The organism is Ferrovibrio sp. (assembly GCF_025869515.1).
Classification (GTDB): domain Bacteria; phylum Pseudomonadota; class Alphaproteobacteria; order Ferrovibrionales; family Ferrovibrionaceae; genus Ferrovibrio.
In genome coordinates, this window is sequence record NZ_JAOZVR010000117.1 from 41,225 (window position 1) to 64,004 (window position 22,780).

At 64.4% G+C, this 22,780-nt stretch carries 22 protein-coding genes; 9 read left to right on the forward strand and 13 right to left on the reverse strand.

The features are described from left to right. The first annotated feature begins 5 nt into the window (after positions 1 to 5). From OJJ21_RS21495 to OJJ21_RS21515, 5 genes are all read left to right on the forward strand, one after another. Positions 6 to 734: a DUF484 family protein gene (locus OJJ21_RS21495; protein WP_297689707.1), complete on the forward strand. Its 729-nt coding sequence runs from the start codon at positions 6 to 8 to the stop codon at positions 732 to 734. Beyond that, positions 707 to 1,714, forward strand: coding sequence for a tyrosine recombinase XerC (locus OJJ21_RS21500; RefSeq protein ID WP_297689709.1), 1,008 nt, complete (start codon positions 707 to 709; stop codon positions 1,712 to 1,714). The genes OJJ21_RS21495 and OJJ21_RS21500 overlap by 28 nt, the downstream gene beginning before the upstream one ends. A 78-nt stretch (positions 1,715 to 1,792) precedes the next feature. Then, complete coding sequence (locus tag OJJ21_RS21505) at positions 1,793 to 2,575, forward strand: DUF3750 domain-containing protein (RefSeq protein WP_297689711.1); 783 nt, start codon at positions 1,793 to 1,795, stop codon at positions 2,573 to 2,575. Between the two features lie 139 nt (positions 2,576 to 2,714). After that, positions 2,715 to 3,704 (forward strand): DUF692 domain-containing protein, encoded by a 990-nt coding sequence (locus tag OJJ21_RS21510; RefSeq protein ID WP_297689713.1) that lies wholly within the window; start codon positions 2,715 to 2,717, stop codon positions 3,702 to 3,704. Beyond that, positions 3,688 to 4,467, forward strand: coding sequence for a DNA-binding domain-containing protein (locus OJJ21_RS21515; RefSeq protein WP_297689715.1), 780 nt, complete (start codon positions 3,688 to 3,690; stop codon positions 4,465 to 4,467). The genes OJJ21_RS21510 and OJJ21_RS21515 overlap by 17 nt, the downstream gene beginning before the upstream one ends. On the opposite strand, the gene OJJ21_RS21520 is transcribed toward OJJ21_RS21515, so the two are convergent. The 3 genes from OJJ21_RS21520 to OJJ21_RS21530 all read right to left on the reverse strand — a co-directional run bounded on the left by OJJ21_RS21520 (position 4,449) and on the right by OJJ21_RS21530 (position 7,281). Then, positions 4,449 to 5,726, reverse strand: a complete 1,278-nt coding sequence (locus OJJ21_RS21520) for an amidohydrolase (RefSeq protein WP_297689717.1) — start codon at positions 5,724 to 5,726, stop codon at positions 4,449 to 4,451. The genes OJJ21_RS21515 and OJJ21_RS21520 overlap by 19 nt on opposite strands. Positions 5,727 to 5,753: 27 nt before the next feature. Next, positions 5,754 to 5,987 carry a hypothetical protein gene (locus OJJ21_RS21525; RefSeq protein ID WP_297689719.1) on the reverse strand — a complete coding sequence of 78 codons (234 nt, stop codon included), beginning with the start codon at positions 5,985 to 5,987 and terminating at the stop codon, positions 5,754 to 5,756. Positions 5,988 to 6,063: 76 nt separating this feature from the next. Beyond that, entirely contained in the window at positions 6,064 to 7,281 is a 1,218-nt protein-coding gene (locus OJJ21_RS21530; RefSeq protein ID WP_297689721.1) for an MFS transporter, read from the reverse strand. Between the two features lie 143 nt (positions 7,282 to 7,424). Between OJJ21_RS21530 and OJJ21_RS21535 the strand changes: the two genes are divergently transcribed. Then, positions 7,425 to 8,819 carry an alpha/beta fold hydrolase gene (locus tag OJJ21_RS21535; protein WP_297689723.1) on the forward strand — a complete coding sequence of 465 codons (1,395 nt, stop codon included), beginning with the start codon at positions 7,425 to 7,427 and terminating at the stop codon, positions 8,817 to 8,819. Here OJJ21_RS21535 and OJJ21_RS21540 read toward each other — a convergent pair. The 8 genes from OJJ21_RS21540 to OJJ21_RS21575 form a co-directional block, all read right to left on the reverse strand. Further along, positions 8,816 to 9,715: a DMT family transporter gene (locus OJJ21_RS21540; RefSeq protein WP_297689725.1), complete on the reverse strand. Its 900-nt coding sequence runs from the start codon at positions 9,713 to 9,715 to the stop codon at positions 8,816 to 8,818. The genes OJJ21_RS21535 and OJJ21_RS21540 overlap by 4 nt on opposite strands. A gap of 75 nt (positions 9,716 to 9,790) precedes the next feature. After that, the gene (lpdA, locus tag OJJ21_RS21545) at positions 9,791 to 11,194 is read right to left on the reverse strand and encodes a dihydrolipoyl dehydrogenase (protein WP_297689727.1); all 1,404 of its coding nucleotides are present in this window, start codon (positions 11,192 to 11,194) and stop codon (positions 9,791 to 9,793) included. Between the two features lie 15 nt (positions 11,195 to 11,209). Next, the gene (locus tag OJJ21_RS21550; protein ID WP_297689728.1) at positions 11,210 to 11,524 is read right to left on the reverse strand and encodes an antibiotic biosynthesis monooxygenase; all 315 of its coding nucleotides are present in this window, start codon (positions 11,522 to 11,524) and stop codon (positions 11,210 to 11,212) included. 23 nt (positions 11,525 to 11,547) lie between these two features. Beyond that, positions 11,548 to 12,774, reverse strand: coding sequence for a 2-oxoglutarate dehydrogenase complex dihydrolipoyllysine-residue succinyltransferase (odhB, locus tag OJJ21_RS21555; RefSeq protein ID WP_297689730.1), 1,227 nt, complete (start codon positions 12,772 to 12,774; stop codon positions 11,548 to 11,550). Between the two features lie 62 nt (positions 12,775 to 12,836). After that, positions 12,837 to 15,716, reverse strand: a complete 2,880-nt coding sequence (locus tag OJJ21_RS21560; RefSeq protein ID WP_297689732.1) for a 2-oxoglutarate dehydrogenase E1 component — start codon at positions 15,714 to 15,716, stop codon at positions 12,837 to 12,839. 48 nt (positions 15,717 to 15,764) lie between these two features. After that, positions 15,765 to 16,643, reverse strand: a complete 879-nt coding sequence (gene sucD / locus OJJ21_RS21565; RefSeq protein ID WP_297689734.1) for a succinate--CoA ligase subunit alpha — start codon at positions 16,641 to 16,643, stop codon at positions 15,765 to 15,767. Further along, entirely contained in the window at positions 16,644 to 17,813 is a 1,170-nt protein-coding gene (gene sucC / locus OJJ21_RS21570; protein ID WP_297689736.1) for an ADP-forming succinate--CoA ligase subunit beta, read from the reverse strand. A gap of 264 nt (positions 17,814 to 18,077) precedes the next feature. Further along, entirely contained in the window at positions 18,078 to 18,743 is a 666-nt protein-coding gene (locus OJJ21_RS21575) for an outer membrane lipoprotein carrier protein LolA (RefSeq protein ID WP_297689738.1), read from the reverse strand. 82 nt (positions 18,744 to 18,825) lie between these two features. Here OJJ21_RS21575 and OJJ21_RS21580 point away from each other — a divergent pair, with 82 nt between their 5' ends. The 3 genes from OJJ21_RS21580 to OJJ21_RS21590 all read left to right on the forward strand — a co-directional run bounded on the left by OJJ21_RS21580 (position 18,826) and on the right by OJJ21_RS21590 (position 20,810). Further along, positions 18,826 to 19,149, forward strand: a complete 324-nt coding sequence (locus OJJ21_RS21580) for a heavy metal-binding domain-containing protein (protein ID WP_297689740.1) — start codon at positions 18,826 to 18,828, stop codon at positions 19,147 to 19,149. A 40-nt stretch (positions 19,150 to 19,189) separates the two neighbouring features. Further along, the gene (locus OJJ21_RS21585) at positions 19,190 to 19,738 is read left to right on the forward strand and encodes a chlorite dismutase family protein (protein WP_297689742.1); all 549 of its coding nucleotides are present in this window, start codon (positions 19,190 to 19,192) and stop codon (positions 19,736 to 19,738) included. Positions 19,739 to 19,850: 112 nt separating this feature from the next. Next, positions 19,851 to 20,810, forward strand: a complete 960-nt coding sequence (locus tag OJJ21_RS21590) for an alpha/beta fold hydrolase (protein ID WP_297689744.1) — start codon at positions 19,851 to 19,853, stop codon at positions 20,808 to 20,810. On the opposite strand, the gene fghA is transcribed toward OJJ21_RS21590, so the two are convergent. Next, positions 20,807 to 21,652 carry an S-formylglutathione hydrolase gene (fghA, locus tag OJJ21_RS21595; protein WP_297689746.1) on the reverse strand — a complete coding sequence of 282 codons (846 nt, stop codon included), beginning with the start codon at positions 21,650 to 21,652 and terminating at the stop codon, positions 20,807 to 20,809. The two genes, OJJ21_RS21590 and fghA, sit on opposite strands and share 4 nt — an antisense overlap. Next, the gene (locus OJJ21_RS21600; protein WP_297689748.1) at positions 21,652 to 22,764 is read right to left on the reverse strand and encodes an S-(hydroxymethyl)glutathione dehydrogenase/class III alcohol dehydrogenase; all 1,113 of its coding nucleotides are present in this window, start codon (positions 22,762 to 22,764) and stop codon (positions 21,652 to 21,654) included. The genes fghA and OJJ21_RS21600 overlap by 1 nt, the downstream gene beginning before the upstream one ends. Positions 22,765 to 22,780 lie beyond the last annotated feature (16 nt).

A 22,780-nucleotide genomic window follows, 5' to 3' on the forward strand; every position in this document is an offset into this window, starting at 1 on the left:
GCATCATGGCCGACGGCATCACCATTCCTCTTTCCGCCGCCACCGCCGCCGGACTCGCCGAGGCGGATGTGATCGAATGGCTGAAACAGCATCCCGATCTGCTGACACGTCATCCCGACCTGTGCGAAATCCTGCTGCCGCCGACCGCGCCACGCGGCGGCGACAATGTGGTCGACCTGCAGCGTTTCATGGTCCAGCGCCTGCAGGGCGAGCTGCATCGCGTGTCGCATGTCGGCAATGAGCTGCTCGATGCCAGCCGGCAGAACCTGTCGGCCACGCAGCGCGTGCATGCCGCCGTGCTGATGCTGCTGGAGGCCGGCAGCTTCGAGCATATGATTCATATGGCGACGCAGGACTGGACCGACCTGCTGGAAGTCGATGTCATCAGCCTGTGCGTCGAGGGCGATCCGGAGAAGATGAAGGAAATCGCCACCGGCGGCGTTTTCGTACTGCCCAACGGCGCCATCGAGACCCTGCTGGGTGCCCTGCCCGCTGTCGCACGCGACAAATGTGATGCCGCTGACTGGCTGTATGGTCCGGCTGCAACGCTGGTGAAATCCGATGCGCTGGCGCGGCTCGATTTCGGTCCCAACGCGCCACATGCCATGCTGGCACTCGGCTCGCGCGAGGCCGATAAGTTCCAGCCGCATCAAGGCACGGAGCTGCTGCAGTTCCTGACCGGGGTACTCGGCCGTTCGGTGCGTGCATGGCTCGACCTGCCACGACCGGCTTGAATAAGGCGGCAAAGGCTTCCGGCGCCGAAGAACGCCTGCCGTTCTTCCTCGCCGCCGATGACGTGAAGGCGGCCGCCGAGGCCTGGTATCGCTGGCTGGCGAAGGAAAAGCGTTTCTCGCGCCATACATTGCGCGCCTATGGCCTGGACCTGTCAGTTTATCTGTCGTTCTTAAGCGAACATCTGGGCGAACCGGCCGGCATGGCCGATCTGCAGTCGCTGCGACTGGCCGATTTCCGCGCCTATCTCAGCCAGCGCCGCACCGCCGGCGTCGGCGCCACCTCGGTGGCGCGGAACCTGAGCGCCGTGCGCAGCTTTTTCCGCCGCCTGCAGAAGGACGGCCGCATCGACAATGCCGCCGCCAACCTGGTGCGCACGCCGAAACGGCCACACAGCGTGCCAAAGCCGCTGAGTGTGAAGGCCGCGCAGCAGATGATTGAGGCGGTCGACGAAGCCGATGCCGCCCCCTGGCTGCAGGCGCGCGATGCGGCGATTCTGACCCTGCTGTGGGGTGCCGGCCTGCGCCTGGGCGAAGCGCTGGGTCTGGACGGTGACAAGATTCCCCAGGGGGACAGCCTCACCGTTACCGGCAAGGGCAACAAGCAGCGCCTGGTGCCGATCCTGCCGGTGGTGCGCGCGGCCATCGCCGCCTATGTGAAACTCTGTCCCTACGAGATCGGCGCGGGCACGCCGTTGTTTTATGGCGCGCGCGGCAAGCGGGTCGATCCGGCCATCGTGCAGAAAGCCATGCGCAATGCCCGCCGTATGCTGAGCCTGCCGGAAACCGCCACGCCACATGCCCTGCGGCATTCTTTCGCCACGCATCTGCTGGCCGCTGGTGGCGATCTGCGTACCATCCAGGAACTGCTGGGCCATGCCTCGCTGGCCACCACCCAGCGCTATACCGAAGTCGATGCCGAGGCCCTGCTGCGGGTCTATGACGCCGCCCATCCCAGAGCGAAATCCGGGGCGCGAGCCTGATTGAGACGGCGGTCACAGCCGGCTGTCTCCGCTTTGCCATAATCGCCGGACATTCTATGTTTGACCGTATAGGCAGACATGACATTCCGATCCCGACCGCTGATCCGCAATCTCCTGCTGGCGCTGGCCGCCCTGATCGCCCTGCCTCTGGTGGCCAGCGGCGCCTCCATCGCCACGGCCGAACGCAAGCACTGGTCGACCGCGCGCTGGGACAGCGCCGGGCTGGCGCCCAATCCGCTCACCCTGAAAGACGCCGTGGTCCAAGTCTATGCCGCCCGGGTCTGGGGCTGGCGCGGGGCTTTTGCCGTGCATACCTGGGTGGTGGTCAAGCCGGCCGGCGCACCGGGTTATACCCGGTACGAAGTGGTCGGCTGGGGCGGCGCACCGGTGCGGATCAGTCAGCGCACCCCCGACGGCTACTGGGCCGGCAACGCGCCGGAGCTGCTGCATGACCTGCGCGGCCCGGAAGCCGCCGCCGCCATCCCGCTGCTGATCTCTGCCGCCGAGCGCTATCCCGGCCGCGACGGCTATGTGATGTGGCCGGGGCCGAATTCGAACAGCTTCGTCGCCTATCTGGCCCGCGAAGTCCCGGAGCTTGGCCTGGAACTGCCGCCCACCGCGGTGGGCAAGGACTGGCTCGGCAGCACCACCGTCTTCGCCCCTGCACCCAGCGGCACCGGCTGGCAGGTCAACCTGTTCGGCCTGGCCGGCGTGACGGCCGCAGCCCGCGAGGGGCTGGAGCTCAACCTGCTCGGCCTCACCATCGGCGTGGATATCCTGCGACCGGCCCTGAAACTGCCCGGCATCGGCCGCATCGGCCTGCCGGCGCACAGTGCCACGGCAGCGGTAAATCCTTCATGAGTAACCAGTAGTTGAGCTTCACCGCCGGCTGATCTCGGCAGGTATTTTTCCACAGGCAGTGCTAGAGTACGGAAATATGCGCGGGGCTGGCAGGCCTGCGCATCGACGCAGCAGCCTGAAGAGTGTGCATCCGGTCGCCATGACGGATCAGAAGCCCATTGCCGCCGCCCTTCCGAGGGACAACCCGGCACCCGGCACCCCGGCCATCGCCTCGGCGATCATGCCCGGGCTGGCGCCGGACCGCGTCGGCATTGGCCTGCACCCGCAACATCATGAGGACCTGCTGGATACCCGCCCGGCCATCGGCTGGCTGGAAATCCATGCCGAGACCTATATGGGCGGTGGCGCGGCGCGGCACTATCTGGAGCAGGCGCGCGCCCTCTGGCCGATGGCGGTGCAGGCCACCGGGCTGGGTCTGGGCGGTGAGGAACTGCCCGATCCCGAGCATCTCGACCGCCTGGCGCGCCTAGCCGCCTGGCTGGAGCCGGAGCTGGTCTCGGAACATCTGGCCTGGGTCGGTGTCGAAGGGCGCTATTACAACGACCTGCTGCCCCTGCCCTACACGCCCGAGAGCCTGGAAAGCTGCTGCCGCAATGTCGATATCGTACAGACGCGGCTGAAACGCCCGATCCTGATGGCCAATCCGGCCAGTTACCTGCGATTCCGCGAAAGCCAGATCGCCGAAGCCGAATTCCTCAGTCGCCTGAGCCGGCAAAGCGGCTGCGGCATCCTGTGTGACGTCAACAACCTGTATGTCTCCAGCGTCAACCATGTCGGCCGCGAGGCGGCGCCGGCGGTGGCGGAAGCCTATCTCGACAGCCTGCCCGGCCCGGCGGTGCACCAGATCCGCATCGCCGGCCACAGCGAATGCACGGCCGACGGCAAGCTGATGCTGATCGACGACCATGGCGCGCTGGTGGCCGAACCGGTCTGGCGCCTCTATGCCAGCGCGGTGCAACGCTTCCCGCATGCCGCCACATCGCTGGAATGGGACAGCAACCTGCCGCCGCTGGCGCATCTGGTCGCCGAGGCCCAGCATGCCGAACGCCAGCGTGCCGCAGCCCTGCGGCCGAGCGCACTGCCCGGAGACGACATGAACCCGACGGATGGCGATGAGCGCGCTGCTTGAACGCCAGCACGAATTTGCCGATGCGCTGACCGGCTCGCTCTACGGCATCGCCGAGAAGGTGATCGGCGATGCGATTCCGGCCGAAGGCCGACTGCAGATTTATGCCGACCGTTTCCGCGCCAGCCTGCTCGAAGTGCTGGCCAACACCTTTCCGGTCACCCGCGCCCTGGTCGGCGAAGCCTTTTTCGCCCAGACCGCGCGCGCTTTCCTGATCTTCGATCCGCCGCGTTCGCCGATCCTGTATCAGTATGGCGGCGGCTTTCCGACATTCCTTGCAGCATTGCCCGATCTCGGTGGGCATCATTATCTGCCCGATATCGCCGCCTTCGAATGGGCGCTGAACGTGGCCGAGCATGCCGAGGATGTGGACCTGTTGCGGCCGGAGGACCTGCCCGATGCCATCGAGGAGATGACCTTCACACTGCACCCATCGGCACAGCGGCTGTCGACGCCGTTTCCCGTCAGCGAAATATGGCAGGTGCACCAGCCGGAATCACCGGCGGTGGAGCGCATCCAGTTGGCTGGCAGCAGCGAACGCCTGCTGGTCTGGCGCCGCGGCATCACGGTCTGCTGGCACAAGCTCAACCACGGCGAAGACCGCCTGCTGGCCGAACTGGCCAACGGCGTCCCGCTGGATGCCGCCATGCAGGCAGCCACCAGCCATGAAGCATTCGATTTCCCTGCCAGCTTCAGCTGGATGCTGGATGGCGGCGTGTTTGAACGGCCGCCAGCAGCACAGCCGGATCAGTCCAGCCAGCTGTAGGCCGCGGCCAGCATCGCCTCGACGCCGGTGCGCAGGGTCGGATGCAGCACCGGTGCATAGAAGGGCGAATGATTGACCGGCAGGATGGTCGGATCGTCACCGGTCTGCGCCTTCGCATACAAATCCGGATCGCTGCCGCCGATCACCCAGAAGACCGATGGCACATTCCAGGCGGTGCCGAACAGGCCGAAATCCTCGCTGCCCGAGGCCGGCTCGACCGTCATCACGCGCTCAGGTCCGAAATAAGCCGACATGCCTTCGACAGTGCGCGCCGTGGCCGCTTCGTCGTTGATGGTGAGCGGGAACTGGCTGATCACCGAATATTCCGGCGGCTTCGGCGCTCCGGAGGCCTGCGCCTCGGCGTCGATAATGCGCTTGACCGAAGCCAGCACGCGGCTGCGCACGTTTTCCTTGAAGGTGCGTATGTTCAGTCGCAGCAGCGCCTCATCAGGAATGACATTTTCATTGAATCCGGACTGCAGCGTGCCGACGGTGACAACCGCGCTGTCGGCCATTGCCACCTCGCGCGACACGACGGTCTGCAGCCGCATCACCGTGGAGGCCGCCATCACCACGGGATCGATGCTGTTCTGCGGCTTGGAGCCATGCGCGCCACGGCCGAACAGCTTCACTTCCCAGCTGTCGGCCGCCGACATGGCGACGCCGGCCTTGTAGCCGATGCGGCCGGCCGGCAGCGGGATCACGTGCTGGCCGAGCGAGACCGTCGGCTTGGGGAAACGTTTCACCATGCCGTCTGCCAGCATGGCACGGGCGCCGGCGCCGATTTCCTCGGCCGGTTGGAACACCGCCATCACGGTGCCCGTCCAGGTGTCGCGTGCTTCCGACAGCAGGCGGCCGACGGCCATCAGCCAGGTGACATGGAAATCGTGGCCGCAGGCATGCATGATCGAGACTGCCTGCCCGAAACGATCGACGCCGGTCTGCGTGCTGGCATAGTCGAGGCCGGTTTTCTCCTTGACCGGCAGCCCATCCATATCGGCGCGCAGCAGGATCACTGGCCCGTCGCCGTTCTTCAGAATGGCCACCACGCCGGTGGTGCCGACTTTTTCATGCACCTCGAAGCCATACTGCTTCATCCAGGCTGCGGCGATACCGGCCGTGCGCACCTCCTGCATCGAGAGTTCCGGGTGCCGGTGCAGATCGAGATAGATTTTTTCCAGCTCGGGCAGCATGGCGTCGATCTTGCTGAAGATCGCGGCCTTGTCAGGGGAAAGCGTACGATGACGGGGTGCGTGCATGATGATGTCTTTCAATAGTCCGGTGGATCAGGCGTAAGTCTGGAATTGCGGCGCAGTGCCGGCGCGCAGGCGCGGCAGGCCGCATCGCGGTGCTTCCGGGTCGGCTTCGATCTCGCCGAGCAGCACGAGGATTTCCTGGCCGATGCGCACGGCATCCTGTGGCGGCAAGGCTTCCGGGTTTTCTACAAGGGCGAGCAGGTCGAGAATACGCTGCTGGCGCTGGTAACGACGGCGGATCGCGGCGGCCTGATCGTCAGGCATGCCGATCAGCTCCACATCCGGCGGCAATTCGCAGCGGTCGCACATACACGAATTAGACCGGATACGCCCAAAAGCGTCAACGTGATTGCAGAGATCGACCAGTACGAACCAATGCCAGCGGACCAATCAACGCGCCCAGCCCCATGACGGCGAGGCCGATGCCCCAGGTCAGGACGCTCTGGCCGTCGGCCAGATATTGCGCCGCATCCAGGGCGAAGCCGACAAACAGCGGCCCGAGCACCGAAATGCCGAAGCCGAGCGAGGAATGCAGCGCCATTGTCGAGGCACGATGTTCGGGCTCGGCAGCCGCCATCATACCTGAGGTGAGCGAGCCGGAATCGCCGCAGATAAACACGAAATAAATCGCACTGAACAGCAGCACCGCCCAGACCGGCAGCCAGGCGGTGAAGCCGAAGGCGAGTCCCATCACGGCGGAAATGGTCATGATTCCGACCAGCGCGCGACGACGGCCGATTTTCAAGGCCAGTTCGTTGCCGAGCAGGCTGGCCGGCAGGCCGATCAGCGTGACCAGAGCGGCCAGCACGGTGGCGCTGGGCAGCGCAGCGGCCACCGCCGGGTCGCGGGCCAGCACGAAAACCAGGAAGGCGGTAATCCAGGCGCGCATGGCGGTAAGCTCAAAACCATGCGCGGCATAGCCGATGATGTAGCCCATGGCATCGCGGTTGCGCAGCACCGGGCGCAGTGCGAAACCACCGGCGGCCTTGTCCCGCACCGGCGGCGCATGCGGCGCCAGCAGCCACCAGGCCAGCAGACCGGCGATCAGGCTGAGCCCGCCCACCACGGCAAAACTCCAGCGCCAGCCGAAGGATTCGGCTACAAGGCCGGTGACCGTAAAGCTCGCCGCCACAGCAATGGAATAGCTAGCGGTATAGAAGGTGACGGCGCGGCTCTGCTCGCCGCCCTGCAGCCGGTCAGTCAGCGCCCGTAGCCCGGGCATGTAGATGGCGGCCTGACCGATGCCGCCGATGGCGCGCAGTAAAAAACCCGACCAGAAACCGTCGGCAAACAGCGCGAAGGCCACCGTGCTGAGTCCGGTGACCACGGCGCCGCCGGCGAAAATCAGCCTGGCATCGAAACGGTCGGTCAGCATCACCGCATGGGTGACCACCAGCATGTAGCCGAGATAGTAGACACCCGCGATCCAGCCGGCCTCGGTATTGCTCAGGCCCCAGGCGGCGATGAAATCCGGCATCAGGGCGGGAAAGCTGGCAATTGGCAGAATGGCCAGGACCTCGAGGGCCGCCAGCATGAAAATCAGGTTACGGGAGGACATGAACCGGGCTAGTGTTTGTGAAGATCGGGAGGATCACGCAGTATTCACCGATCTGGCGCCCGCTGCCAGAGTATCGTCACATTGTCAGGCGATAAGTCTGCAGAGTTGTCCAGCCAAACTGGCCTTCAGAACCAGGAACCGTCATGTCCCAGAATTCCCGCTTCCGCCCGTCCCGCCGCAATTTCCTGGCCGGCACCGCCGCCCTGGGCTTGACTCCCCTGCTCGCCTGCACGCCGCGGCCGCAGGACGCCGCCGTGGCCATCCCGCAGTTCGACACCTATCCGCCAGTGATCTTCGTGCATGGCAACGGCGATACGGCGGCCCTGTGGCATACCAGTATCTGGCGCTGGGAAAGCGCCGGCTTCCCCGACCGCCGGCTGTTCGCCATCGATTTCCCCTACCCGCTGGCCCGCAGCAATGATGCGGAATACCAGGCCGGCCGCTCCTCGACGCAGGACCAGCTCGACCAGCTGTCTGAAGCCGTGCAGGCCGCCTTGCGCCAGACCGGCGCCGGCCGCGTCGCCCTGGTCGGCTCCTCGCGTGGCGGCAATGCTATTCGCAACTACCTGAAGAACGGCCCCGGTCCCGCCTATGTCAGCCATGCCGTGCTGTGCGGTACGCCCAATCATGGCGTAATCGTCTCGAACGACAAACTGGTCGGCAGCGAGTTCAACGGGGCCAGCCCGTTCCTGCGCCGGCTCAACGAAGGGCTGGAGACCGTGCCGGGCGTGCAGTGGATGACGCTCCGCAGCGACGCGCTGGACAAATTCGCCCAACCCGATGGTGCCGGCATCGGCATGCCCGGTACGCCCACCGGTGTGACGGCCGAAGGCCCGGCCCTCACCGGCGCCAGGAATATCGTGCTGCCGGGCCTCGATCACCGCGAAGTGGCGTTCCACGAAAAGGCCTTTGCCGCGACCTGGGAGTTCATCATCGGCCGACCGCCGGCCACGACCCAGATTCTGCCAGAAACCGATCCGGTGCTGAACGGGAAGGTCAATGGCATGGCGCGTGGCGTACCGACCAACCTGCCGGTCGAGGGCGCCATGGTGGAGATTTACGAGACCAATGCCCAGACCGGTGCCCGCCTGCGCAGCGAACCGATGCATCGCAAGGTGACCGGCGCCGATGGCTACTGGGGTCCGTTCAAGGCGAGCCCAACCGCCACCTACGAATTCGTGCTGACGATTCCGCGCCAGACCACCACGCATATCTACCGTTCGCCCTTTCCGCGGTCATCAGCGCATATCCATCTACGCCAGGCCGTGGTGGCCGACCGCGACCGCCGGGCCGGGGCGATTGTGATCCTGAGCCGGCCGCGCGGCTATTTCGGCCAGGACCGAGACATCGTTACCTTCGACGGCCAGCCGGCGCCCGGCATTCCCGCCGGCGTGCCGACCGTGGCGACCTCGACGCTGGCTCTGCCGCGCGGCACGGCCCAGCGCACCGTCATCTGCCGCTGCAACGACGAGACCATCGCGGCGCAGAGCTGGGATGCCAGCGACGACCGCGCGGTGATCGCGGAGATGCACTACTAGGTCGATCTGCCCCGGTGCATCAGCAGCAGACCGCCGGCGACGATCAGCGCCGTGCCGAGCCAGGCCATCAGGCCGGGCAGCGTGCCGAACACGGTCCAGCCGATCAGGGCGGCAAATGCCACAGAGCTGTAGGTGAACGGCGCCAGCCAGGCCGCATCGGCCAGGCGATAGGCACGCACGTTGCACATCTGGCCGAGGATCGCCATCGGGCCGATCAGGCAAAGCGCGGCCAGCGTCAGCGGCTCGACCGGCACCCAGAGGAACAGCATCGCGCAACCAAGTATCAATGACGCAAAGCCGTTCACATGGAGCAGCATGGACAGCATGCTTTCATGCCGCGACAGCACCTTGATCAGGATCACCTCGCAGGCGGTGAGGAAGGCGCCGGCCAGCATGGCAAGCGGCGCCCAGGCATTGTTGAGCGGATCGGGATCGACCGTAACGGCAGCCCCGGTATTGCCACGCACGATCACCAGCGCACCGAGTACGCAGAGCGCGGCGGCCACACCCTGCATCAGCACGATGCGTTCGCGCAGCAGCAGCACTGCCAGTGCCATGGTGAAAACACCCTGCAGCAACGCCAGCGCCGAGGCATCGGCCAGCGGCATATGGGTGGCACCCCAGATCGAGCAGGCGCCGCCGCCGACGCCGCAGAGCGCGCGCAGCAGATGCAGATGACGCCGCCCGCCGGCCAGCAGGGTGTTCAGCGACTGGCGCCGCGCCGCCGCGATGCCGGCAACCGTGGCAAAGCCGCTGACATAGCGGATGAAAACGATCTGGATCGCCGGCACAAGGCCACCGGTCAGCTTGCCCGACGCGTAAAGCAGCGAGAAGGCGAAAGCGGCGCCCAGCACCCAGAGGGCGGCGACAGCTTTCGATTCGAGACGCGAGATCATCGGCATATCATGAACGAAAAGGGCGCCCCCGGAATTACCCCCTGGGCCGCCCTTGTCCCGCCGTCAAAGCGGCAATCAGATCGTGATCGTGTGGCCATCCACGGCCAGCGCGGCTTCCTTCACCGCCTCGGTCAGCGCCGGATGGGCATGCACGGTGCGATAGATGTCTTCCGCCGAAGCGCCAAACTCGATCGCCATCACCAGTTCCTGGATCAGATGGCCGGCATCGGCACCGATGATATGGGCACCCACGACCTTCCTGGTTTTCTCGTCTTCGAGAATCTTCACGAAACCATCAGTCATGGTCATGGCGCGCGCGCGCGCATTGGCGCTGAAGGGGAACTTGCCGGTCTTGTAGGCAATGCCCACGGCCTTCAGTTCCTCCTCGGTCTTGCCCACACTGGCCACTTCCGGCCAAGTGTAGACCACGCCCGGAATGGCGTCGTAGTTGATATGCGGCTTCTGGCCGGCCAGCATCTCGGCCAGCACCATGCCCTCTTCATCGGCCTTATGCGCCAGCATCGGGCCGACGATGGCGTCACCGATGGCATAAACGCCCGACGCCGTGGTGTTGAAATGGCCATCGGTCTTCACCCGGCCGCGCTCGTCCAGTTGCACGCCGGCGGCTTCCAGGCCAAGGCCGGTCGTGTAGGGCCGGCGACCAATGGAAACCAGCACGATATCGGCTGTCATCTCTTCAGCCGCGCCACCGGCAGCCGGTTCCATGGTCAGCGTCACGCCGCCCTTGGCAGCCTTGGCCGCGCTAACCTTGGTACTGAGCTTGAACTTCATGCCCTGCTTGCCCAGGATGCGCTGCATCTGCTTCGACACTTCGCCGTCATTGGTCGGCAGAATGCGGTCGAGGAATTCCACCACGGTGACTTCGGCGCCAAGACGCATCCAGACCGAACCGAGCTCCAGGCCGATCACACCGCCGCCAATCACCACCAGATTCTTCGGCACGGCCGGAAGTTTCAGCGCACCGGTGGAGGACACCACCTGCTTCTCGTCGATCTCGATGCCCCGGAGCGGTGTCACTTCCGAACCGGTGGCGATCACAATGTGCTTGGCCGAATAGGTGCCCTTGCTCTCACCGGTCACTTCCACCTTGCCGCCGCCCAGCAGTTTTCCGGTGCCCTTCAGCCAGGCGATCTTGTTCTTCTTGAACAGGAATTCGATGCCCTTGTTCGAGGCGGTCACCACGCTCTGCTTCTGCGCCATCATCGCCGGCAAGTCGATGTCGATCTTGCCGACCTTGATGCCGTGCTGAGTAAAGCCGTGGGTCGCCTCATGATACAGCTCGGAGGAATGCAGCAGCGCCTTGGAGGGGATGCAGCCGACATTCGTGCAGGTGCCGCCGAGACCGGGGTCCTTTTCGACGACAGCCGTATTCATGCCGAGCTGGGCGCAGCGGATCGCCATGGTATAACCACCGGGACCAGCGCCGATGATGATGACGTCGAAAGCCTGTTCACTCATGCAATCCTCCGGATACTAAAGCGGCAGCTGGCCATATAGGCCGCCACCGGCGAATTTCAGCTTCTTGACCTGCTGGGCACCGAGCAGCAGTCCGCTGTCGACCAGGTCGGCCAGCATGGCGCGGTAGATGGTGGAGTCCTTCACGGCCTCCACCGCCGCCGTGTCACGCCAAAATGTGATGGTGCGCCATTCCTGCTCGTCATGGGTGAAGAAACAGGCGAGGCAGCCGTCCTGGCCACGGAAGAACGGCTGCAGGCGCTGTTCGGCAAAGGCGATGAACTCCCCGATCCGTCCGGGCGTGTAACCCGTACTCCAGATACGGACGATCATCGCCACACCCCTGTTTCTGACCCTTACATCTCGAACAGCAGGCGCTGCGGATCCTCGAGGCATTCCTTGACACGCACGAGGAAGCTGACCGCCTCGCGGCCGTCGACGATGCGGTGATCGTAGGTCAGGGCGATATACATCATCGGGCGGATCACCACCTGGCCGTTGATGGCCATCGGGCGATCCTGGATCTTGTGCATGCCCAGAATGGCCGACTGCGGGGGATTGATGATCGGAGTCGACATCAGCGAACCGAACACACCGCCATTGGTGATGCTGAAGCTGCCACCCTGCAGCTCGTCGATGCCGAGCTTGCCATCGCGGGCACGCTTGCCCAGATCGGAGATGGTCTTTTCGATGCCGGCAAACGACATCTGGTCGGCATCGCGGATCACCGGCACGACCAGACCGGTCGGCGTGGAAACGGCACAACCGATGTTGAAATAGTTCTTGAAGACGATCTCATCGCCCTCGATCTCGGCATTAACTGCCGGGAATTCCTTCAGCGCCTGCACGCAGGCCTTGACGAAGAAGGACATGAAGCCGAGGCGCACGCCGTGCTTCTTCTCGAAGCCATCGACATACTGCTTGCGCGCGGCCATCAGCGCCGTCATGTCCACCTCGTTGAAGGTGGTGAGCAGGGCTGCGGTATTCTGGGCCTCCTTCAGGCGACGGGCGATCACCTGACGCAGTTTGGACATGCGCTGGCGTTCCTCGCGGTCGCCATTGGCGCGCGGGCCGGCCGGCACGGAAGGACGCGCCGCCGGAGCGGCACCACCACCGGCCAGCAGGTCCATCACATCGCCCTTGGTGACACGGCCATCCCTGCCCGAACCGGCAACCTTGGACACATCGACATTCTTCTCGGCGGCCAGCTTGGCGGCGGCCGGCAGGGCCTGACCGGCAGCGGGCGCTGCGGCAGGTGCGGCGGCGGGCTTCGGCGCCGGAGCAGCCGCCGGCGCGGCCGCAGCAGCCGGTTTGGCGGCGGGCTTGGCACCGGCCCCAGAACCCGCTCCGGCGGCCAGCGTGGCCAGCAGATCGCCCACCTGCACGGTGGCGCCCTCGGCGGCAAGCACTTCGCTCAGCGTGCCGGCTTCCGGCGCGTTGACCTCGACAGTCACCTTGTCGGTTTCCAACTCGACCAACAGCTGGTCGCGGGCAACGGTATCGCCGGCCTTGGCCGACCACTTGCCGACAGTGGCTTCGGAGATCGATTCCGCCAGCTGCGGAACGCGGATTTCAACTGCCATGATGTACTTCCCTTGTCCTGAAAAACGCCCCTCGGTTTCCCGTGCGTCTTAAACTCGTGGTGTTAAGCGGTTAAAGCATCATCGACCAGCTTGGCCTGCTGCTGGTTATGCTTGCTCATCAGACCGGTCGCCGGCGACGCGGCCTCCATGCGGCCGGCATAGATCGGACGCTTCATCTTGGTGCCCAGCTCGGTCAGCACGGCTTCGATGTAGGGTTCGACGAAACACCAGGCGCCCATGTTTTTCGGCTCCTCCTGGCACCACACCACCGTCTTGGCATTCTTGTAGCGGCTGAGTTCAGTCATCAGCGCCTTGTGCGGGAACGGGTAGAGCTGCTCGACGCGCAGGATCACCGTATCCTTCATCTCGCGTTTCTGGCGCTCCTCGAACAGGTCGTAATAGACCTTGCCGCTGCACAGGATGACACGCTTGATCTTGGCGTCATCATGCGGCGCGTCGTCCCACAGCACGCGATGGAAGGTCGAACCCGAACCCATTTCGGTCAGCTTCGACACCGCCAGCTTGTGCCGCAGCAGCGACTTCGGCGTCATCAGGATCAGCGGCTTGCGGAACTTGCGGTGCACCTGCCGGCGCAGGATGTGGAAGTAATTGGCCGGCGTGCTGCAGTTCGCCACCTGCATATTGTCTTCGGCGCAGAGCTGCAGATAACGCTCCAGGCGGGCCGAGCTGTGCTCGGGGCCCTGCCCCTCGTAGCCGTGCGGCAGCAGCACCGTGAGACCCGACATGCGCATCCACTTGGCTTCGCCCGAGGAGATGAACTGGTCGAACACCACCTGGGCGCCATTGGCGAAGTCGCCGAACTGGCCTTCCCACATCACCAGCGCATTCGGTTCGGCCAGGCTGTAGCCGTATTCGTAGCCAAGCACGGCGACTTCCGACAGCAAACTGTCGATCACCTCGTAATTGGCCTGGCCCTCGGCGATATGATTGAGCGGGACATAACGCTCTTCGGTCTGCTGGTCATGCCAGACGCTGTGCCGCTGGCTGAAGGTGCCGCGACCGCAATCCTGGCCGGACAGCCGCACCCCATGGCCCTCGAGCTGCAACGAGCCGAAAGCGAGCGCTTCCGCCGTCGCCCAGTCGATGCCCTCGCCCGCCTCGATGGCGGCACGCCGGTTCTGGGTGTTGCGCACCAGCGTCTTGTGGATGTTGAAGCCCTCCGGCACGGCGGTGATCGCCATACCGACCTTCTTCAGAGTCTCGAGCTCGACACCGGTGGTGCCGCGACGCTCGTCGCCCGAAGCCTGCTCCAGACCGGCCCACTTGCCTTCCAGCCAGTCGGCCTTGTTCGGCTTGAACGACTTGGAGGCTTCCAGCTCGCCTTCCAGCTTGTTCTGGAATTCGGTCACCATCGCTTCGGCATCAGCCTCGGTGAGCGTACCTTCGTCGACCAGGCGCTTGGCATAAATCTGCCGCGTGGTCGGATGCGTTGCGATGTTGCGATACATGATCGGCTGGGTGAATGACGGATCGTCGGTCTCGTTATGGCCGTGGCGGCGATAACAGAACAGATCGATCACCACGTCCTTCTTGAACTGCTGACGGAATTCGATGGCGATCTTGGCCACGTGGGTCACCGCTTCGGGATCGTCGCCGTTGACGTGGAAGATCGGCGCCTGCACCACCTTGGCGCCATCCGACGGATAGGGCGAAGAGCGCGAATAGGATGGGTTGGTGGTGAACCCGATCTGGTTATTGACGATGATATGGATCGTGCCGCCGGTGCGATAGCCGCGCAGCTCGCTGAGCGCGAAACATTCCGCCACCACGCCCTGGCCGGCAAAAGCGGCATCGCCGTGCAGCAGCACGGTCAGTACCGAGCCACGCTCGGTGTCGCCCCACTGGGTCTGCTTGGCGCGCGATTTGCCGAGGCAGACCGGATTGATGATTTCCAGATGCGACGGATTGGCGGCGAGCGAGAGATGCACCTTGTTGCCGTCGAACTCGCGGTCCGACGAGACGCCGAGATGGTATTTCACATCGCCCGACCCCTGGAAATCATCCGGGTGGTAGGCCATGCCCTTGAATTCGGAGAAGACGGCGCGATAGGGCTTGGCCATCACATTGGCCAGCAGGTTGAGGCGGCCGCGATGCGGCATGCCAAGCTCGATATCGCGCACGCCGAGCTGGCCGCCGCGCTTGATGATCGCTTCCATTGCCGGAATCAGCGCTTCGCCGCCTTCCAGGCCGAAGCGCTTGGTGCCGGTGAATTTCATGTGGCAAAAGCGTTCGAAAATCTCGCCTTCCACCAGCTTGTTCAGGATCGCCTTCTTGCCCTGCGGCGTGAACTGCACTTCCTTGTCGCGACCTTCGATGCGCGACTGGATCCAGGCCTTCTGTTCCGGATGGTAGATGTGCATGAACTCGACGCCGATGGTCGAGCAGTAGGTGCGGCGCAGAATCTGCAGGATCTCGCGCAGGGTGGCGCTTTCCAGACCCAGCATGTTGTCGATGAAGATCGACCGGTCCATATCGGCATCGGTGAAGCCGTAGGATTGCGGCTCCAGCTCCGGATGCGCGCCCGGCGCCTGGATGCCGAGCGGATCCAGATTGGCCATCAGATGGCCGCGGATGCGGTAGTTGCGGATCAGCATCGCCGCGCGGATGGTATCCAGTGCAGCGGAACGGGCATCGGCTGCCGTGGCACCGCCCTTGGCCGCGCGGTCGGCGGCTTTCGCCGCCTTGCCCTGCGGACCGAGCAGCCCCTCGTCTTCCATCGGCACCAGCACGGTGGCCGGCGCCCAGGACGGACGACTCAGCGCCTGCTTGGGCTGGCTGAAGTCGTCGCCCAGTGCCTCGAAGAACTGCTTCCAGGAAGCATCGACACTGTCGGGGTTGGCTACGTACTTGGCATACAGCTCCTCGACAAAGGTGCTGTTGCCACCGTAGAGGAATTGCGTGCGTTCAAGCTGCGCCGTCATCGATGTCGTGGCGCCGCTTGTTGGCCGGCGCCGCCCTCTGTTTTCCTGTTACTTGCCGTTCAACAGTTCAACCAGGGTGGTGCCGAGCGCTGCCGGGCTTTCCGAGACTCGGATGCCGGCCGATCGCATGGCCTCCAGCTTGGTATTCGCATCGCCCTTGCCGCCCGAGATGATCGCGCCGGCATGACCCATGCGGCGCCCCGGAGGCGCAGTGCGGCCGGCGATGAAACCCACCGTCGGCTTCTTGATCTTGGACTTCATCAGGAATTCGGCGGCTTCTTCCTCGGCGCTGCCGCCGATTTCGCCGATCATGATGATGCACTCGGTTTCCTTGTCGCCAAGGAAGAGTTCGAGCGCGTCGATGAAGTTGGTACCGTTGACCGGATCGCCGCCGATGCCGATGCAGGTGGTCTGGCCGAGGCCGGCCGCAGTGGTCTGCGCCACCGCTTCATAGGTCAGGGTGCCGGAGCGCGACACGATGCCGACCTTGCCGCGACGATGGATATGGCCCGGCATGATGCCGATCTTGCATTCGCCCGGCGTGATGACACCGGGGCAGTTCGGGCCGATCAGACGGGTTCTGGAGCCGGTGAGCGCGCGCTTGACCTTGACCATGTCGAGCACCGGGATGCCTTCGGTGATGCAGACCACCAGCGGAATCTCGGCTTCGATGGCTTCCATGATCGAGTCGGCCGCGAACGGCGGCGGCACGTAGATCACGGAGGCATTGGCGCCGGTCTTTTCCACGGCATCGACAACGGTGTTGAACACCGGCAGACCGATATGCTGCGTGCCGCCCTTGCCCGGGGTGACACCGCCGACCATCTTGGTGCCGTAGGCAATCGCCTGTTCACTGTGGAAGGTGCCCTGGCTGCCAGTGATGCCCTGACAGATGACCTTGGTGTCCTTGTTGACGAGAACAGCCATTTACTTGGCTCCCTTCACGGCCTTCACCACCTTTTCGGCAGCGTCGGCAAGATTGTCGGCGGAGATGATCGGCAGGCCGCTCTCGGCCATGATCTTCTTGCCCAGATCGACATTGGTGCCTTCCAGTCGAACGACCAGCGGCACCGCCAGCTTCACCTCGCGGGCCGCGGCCACCACGCCCTCGGCGATGATGTCGCAGCGCATGATGCCGCCGAAGATGTTGACCAGAATGCCCTTCACGTTCTTGTCGCCAAGAATGATCTTGAAGGCAGCCGTGACGCGTTCCTTGGTGGCGCCGCCACCGACATCAAGGAAGTTGGCCGGCTCGGAGCCGTACAGCTTGATGATGTCCATGGTGGCCATGGCCAGGCCGGCGCCATTGACCATGCAGCCGATCTCACCATCGAGCTTGACGTAGTTCAGCGACCACTTGGCGGCTTCCAGTTCGGAGGCATCCTCCTCGTCCGGATCGCGCATGTCCTCGACATCCTTGTGCCGGTACAGCGCGTTGTCGTCGAAGTTCATCTTGGCATCCAGTGCGATCATCTCGCCGGTGCCGGTGACGACCAGCGGGTTGATTTCAACAATGGAGGCGTCGAGACCGGTGAAGGCCTCGTACATCGCCAGCATGAACTTGGTCGCCGACTGCACCTGCTTGCCCTCAAGGCCGAGGCCGAAGGCGATCTGGCGCGCGTGATGCGGCTGCATGCCGGTCGCCGGATCGATGGCGACCTTGAGAATCTTTTCCGGATGCTTGGCAGCAACCTCTTCGATCTCCATGCCGCCCTCGGTGGAAGCCATCACGGTGATGCGCGAGGTGGCGCGATCAACCAGGAAGCTCAGGTAAAGCTCGCGCTTGATGTCGCAGCCTTCCTCGACATAGAGGCGCTTGACCAGCTTGCCCTCGGGACCGGTCTGGTGCGTCACCAGGGTCATGCCGAGGATCGACTTGGACTGCGCGGCAACGTCGTCGATCGACTTGACCACCTTGACGCCGCCGCCCTTGCCGCGACCGCCGGCGTGAATCTGGGCCTTCACAACCCAGACTGGGCCACCGAGCTGCTTGGCGACGGTGACGGCCTCATCGGGCGAGAAAGCGACGCCGCCGCGCGGCACGGCGACACCGTATTTCGCGAGCAGGCTTTTCGCCTGGTATTCATGGATGTTCATGCTGACCTACGGGTTTTAAAACCAGGACGAAAAGCCCCGGTTTCTCTGATTGCCGTTCGGGGCCGAGGTTATAGCAGCCTTCGGAAAGGCCGCAACCGCCGCGCCGGCGGAAATTCAGGTTTTACGACGAAAGTTCACGGACTTGCGCCCCCTGTCACCTGTCGTGACAAGTGTGAAATTCAGGCAGGTCGCCGGATGGATGCCCCTGCGGTATGGGGCTGTGCCGGCCAGGTCCGTTAACGAACGGCTGACCAGGTAACCGGGTTACCGGCGCTGCTGCAGCGCACGCTCCACCGCCGGCCGGTCGCCATAGGTGTAAAGGCGGGGGTTGATCTGCGGGTTGACGTCGACCTGCGACAGCGTGATCGCGGTATCCTTGCCCTGGGCGTCGGTGACGGTCCAGCCGGCGAATTCGAGCGGCCTGTCGCCAAAGACGACGGTCAGCGCGCCTTCCTTGGGCCGCTCGGGAGCAAACAGGGTCACCCGCAGGATGGCCGCGCCGCGCTCCACCCTGGCGATGCCGACACTGTCGTCGAACACCACTTTCTCGCGCAGCAGCAGGTCGAGCGGCGTGGCGCCGAGCGGGATACGCTCCACCGACTTCAGCTCGCGATCTTCCATGATGATGTAGGCACCATCCGACACAATCAGCATCGGCACCGGCGGATCGAATTCGAAGCGGAACCGTCCCGGCCGCGTCATGTAGATCTTGCCTTCGGCGGCGCTGCCGTCCGGCGCGACCTGCAGGAAGCGGCCCTGCATGCTGCGCACGGTGTTGAAATAATCGGCGATACGCTTGAGATCGGCCCTGTCGGTCTCGGTCAGCCTGGCTGAGCCGGCCGGAGCGGCGGCATAGGCAGCGGCGAGCGGCAGTTTCGCCGCAGTTGCGGCGACGGCCATGGCGAGCAGGAAGCGGCGGCGGTCGGTCATGGCACCGAGGGGTAGCCCCGGCAGATGGCGAAATCAAGGCGGCATGCTTAAACTGCGGTGAAATCAACCCGGGGGACGCGCGATGATCCTGACAACGACCGATAGCGTAGATGGCCGCAAAATCACGGCCTATCTCGGCATTGTGGCCGGCGAAGCCGTGATGGGCACCAATATTTTCCGCGACTTCTTTGCCGGCATCACCGACATTCTGGGCGGCCGTTCGGGGTCTTATGAAAAGGAACTGCGCAAGGCCAAGGCCCTGGCACTCGAATCGATGACCGAGGAAGCCCAGACGCTGGGCGCCGATGCGGTGGTGGGCATGGACCTCGATTACCAGCAGATCGGCGGCACGGATCGCCAAATGTTGATGGTCGCCGCCAGCGGAACTGCGGTAAAGTTGGCCTGAGGCTGGGTCTTGCGCCCCGGTCCACCGGGGGAATCAGACAATGGAATCGCGCTTTACCAGCTTCGTCGGCGGGCCGACGGGGCCGTGGAAGATTGTTTCGATGCGGGCCGTCAGTGGCAACGGCATGGCGCTGGCCAGCCATCTGGATCTGCGCGACGGCTTGACCGAGGTCGAAGACGTGACCTGGCAGCTGCGCGGTGTGGCCAGCCATCTGCGCTACACCAATGAAGACGAGCGCAAAGTGCTGGCCGCCATACAGCCGGCCCTGAACCGTCCGGAAGCGCGGTGCGCCGTACTGATTCCGATCCGCAAAACGGCGGCCTGGTGGCTGCTGGCCCAGGATGAACGCCGCGCCATCATCGAAGAGCGTTCGCGCCATATCGCCATCGGCATGACGTATCTGCCAGCCGTGGCGCGCAAACTGTTCCATGCCCGGGATTTGGGCGAGCCGTTCGATTTCCTCACCTGGTTCGAATTCGCGCCCCAGCATGCAGTCGCATTCGACGCTCTGCTGGTTGCCCTGCGCTCGAGCCCGGAATGGGATTACGTCGACCGCGAGGTGGAAATCCGGCTGGAGCGCAAGTGCTGACGGCGGGAGGGCTTCTGCCATTTCCGACTTGAAATAGTACGGCCGTTCTATATCCTGACTTCGACTCCTCCCCGGCGACTTCATGTCGCTGCCCTATTGGAACAGGCCCGTAATGATCACTTCAGTCCGCGTTTCTCACGTCAATAAAAGTACGAATGTTCGTTCTATTATAGAATTGCTGCTGCAACGCAGCCTGATCCGCGCTGGCTTCCGGCTGGCCCCTGGATGGGCGGCCGACCGGGCGGCAGGACTGTTTCTCCGGCCGTGGCGTCGCCCCGGCCCAGGTCGTTCCCGGTATGTTTCACGTGAAACTCCCTTCGCGGCCGAAAGCGCCCTAGGCCCGGTCGCGGCCTGGAGCTTCGGGCCGACCGCACGGACCGCCCCGGCCATCCTGCTGGTGCATGGCTGGGAAGACGATCACCTGAGCTGGGCGCCGCTGATCGACAGGCTGGTACAGCGTGGCTATCGCGTGCTGGCGCTCGACCTGCCCGGCCATGGCCGCTCACCGGCCGACATCACTGGCATCCCGATCCTGGCGGCGGGCGTAGCGGCTGTCGGCCGCGAGGCCGAAACCATCGGCGCGGTTTCCGCTGACCGTCCGTTCAAGGCGGTGATCGCCCATTCGCTCGGCGGCACGGCGACGCTGATCGCCGCCACCGAACTTGGCCTGCGCGCTGAACGCTATGCCATCCTGGCGGCGCCGAATCACCCGCGCCTGTTTGCCGGCGCGATGATGCAGATGCTGGGGCTGAGTCGGCAGCAGACAGCCACCGTGTTCACCGCCATCGAACGGCTGATCGGCCGCACGATGGACTCGCTCTATCTGCCGCCCAAGCTGCGTCAGTTGGCGGTGCCGGGCCTGATCCTGCACAGCCGCGAGGATCGCACCGTGCCGCTGCAGCACAGCCAGGAAAATGCCGCTGCCTGGAGACGCGCAGAATTCCGCATCCTTGACGGGCTGGGCCATCGCCGCCTGATGACCGACGAGGCTGTGCACAGCATGTTGCTGCATTTCATCGACAGCACGGCTCCCGTCGATGCCTATGGCCCGAAAAGCGACGCGGCAGACTAGCGCCGCAGCTGCTGGGCGTGATGGGCGATATGTTCGCCGATGAAACTGGCGATGAAATAGTAGCTGTGGTCGTAGCCGGCCTGCAGGCGGAGTGTCAGCGGGATGCCGGCCCCCGCCGCGGCATTGGCCAGCAGTTGCGGCTTGAGCTGGCTTTCGAGGAACTCATCCGCCATGCCCTGGTCGATCAGCACCGGCTTGCGCCAATCGGTGTTCGACGCCAGCGCCGTGGCGTCCCAGGCAGCCCATGCCGCACGGTCAGCACCGAGATAACCGGTGAAGGCCTTTTCGCCCCAGGGCACGCGGCTCGGCGCCACGATCGGCGCGAAAGCCGAGACCGACCTGTAAAGCTGCGGATTGCGGAAGGCACAAATCAGTGCGCCATGCCCGCCCATCGAATGGCCGAAGATGCCGCTGCGCGCCATCTCCGCCATGGGGAAATGCTCACCGATCAGCGCCGGCAATTCCTGCGTCACGTAGGAATACATCCGGTAATGCCGCGCCCACGGCGCCTGCGTGGCATCGACATAGAAGCCGGCGCCGGAGCCGAAATCATATGACTCGTCCTCGCCCGGAATATTCACGCCGCGCGGACTGGTATCCGGCACCACCAGAATGAGGCCATGCTCGGCGGCATAGCGCTGCGCACCGGCCTTAGCCACCATGTTTTCCCAGGTGCAGGTGAGACCCGACAGATAATACAGCACCGGCAGTTTTGCGTTCTTCTCCGACGCCTGCGGCGGCAGATAGACGGCAAATTCCATCGTGCAGCCAAGCGACGTCGACGTGTGCCGCCAGACCTCTTGCTGGCCGCCGAAACAGGCCCAGTTCCTGATGCGCTCCATCAGAAGGTCACGACCGAACGGATCGACGTACCTTCATGCATCAGGTCGAAAGCGTGGTTGATCTGCTCCAGCGGCATCACATGGGTGATCAGGTCGTCGATGTTGATCTTGCCGTCCATGTACCAGTCGACGATCTGCGGCACATCCGAACGGCCGCGCGCGCCGCCGAAGGCCGAACCCTTCCAGACCCGGCCGGTGACCAGCTGGAACGGCCGCGTCGAAATCTCCGCGCCAGAGGGCGCCACGCCGATGATGACCGATTCGCCCCAGCCCTTGTGACAGCATTCCAGCGCCTGTCGCATGGTCTTGGTATTGCCGATGCATTCGAAACTGTAATCGGCACCGCCCTTGGTCAGCTCGACCAGATGCGGTACCAGTTCGTCGTCTTTCATGTCTTTCGGGTTGACGAAATGCGTCATGCCGAATTTTTCCGCCATCGCCTTGCGGCCCGGATTGATGTCGACGCCGATGATGCGGTCGGCACCCACCATACGCGCGCCCTGGATCACGTTCAGCCCGATGCCGCCGAGGCCGAACACCACAACATTGGCGCCGGCCTGCACCTTGGCGGTATAAACCACCGCGCCGATGCCGGTGGTGACGCCGCAGCCGATGTAGCAAACCTTCTCGAACGGGGCGTCCGGACGGATCTTGGCCACCGCGATCTCGGGCAGCACGGTGTAATTGGCAAAGGTGGAGGTACCCATGTAATGCCACACGGTTTCGCCGCGGCAGGAAAAGCGGCTGGTACCGTCGGGCATCAGGCCCTGCCCTTGCGTGATGCGGATCGACTGGCAGAGATTGGTCTTGCGGCTGAGGCAGTAATCGCACTGGCGACATTCCGGCGTGTAGAGCGGAATGACGTGATCGCCCTTTTTCACGCTGGTGACGCCGGGGCCGATATCGACCACCACGCCGGCGCCTTCATGGCCGAGGATGCAGGGGAACTTGCCCTCAGAGTCGAGGCCCGACAGCGTATAGGCGTCGGTGTGGCAGATGCCGGTGGCCCTGATCTCGACCAGTACTTCGCCGGCGCGCGGCCCGTCCAGCTTCACGGTTTCGATGCTGAGCGGTTTCTTCGCCTCGAAGGCGACAGCGGCGCGCACGTCCATGGCGTATCCTCTCCGG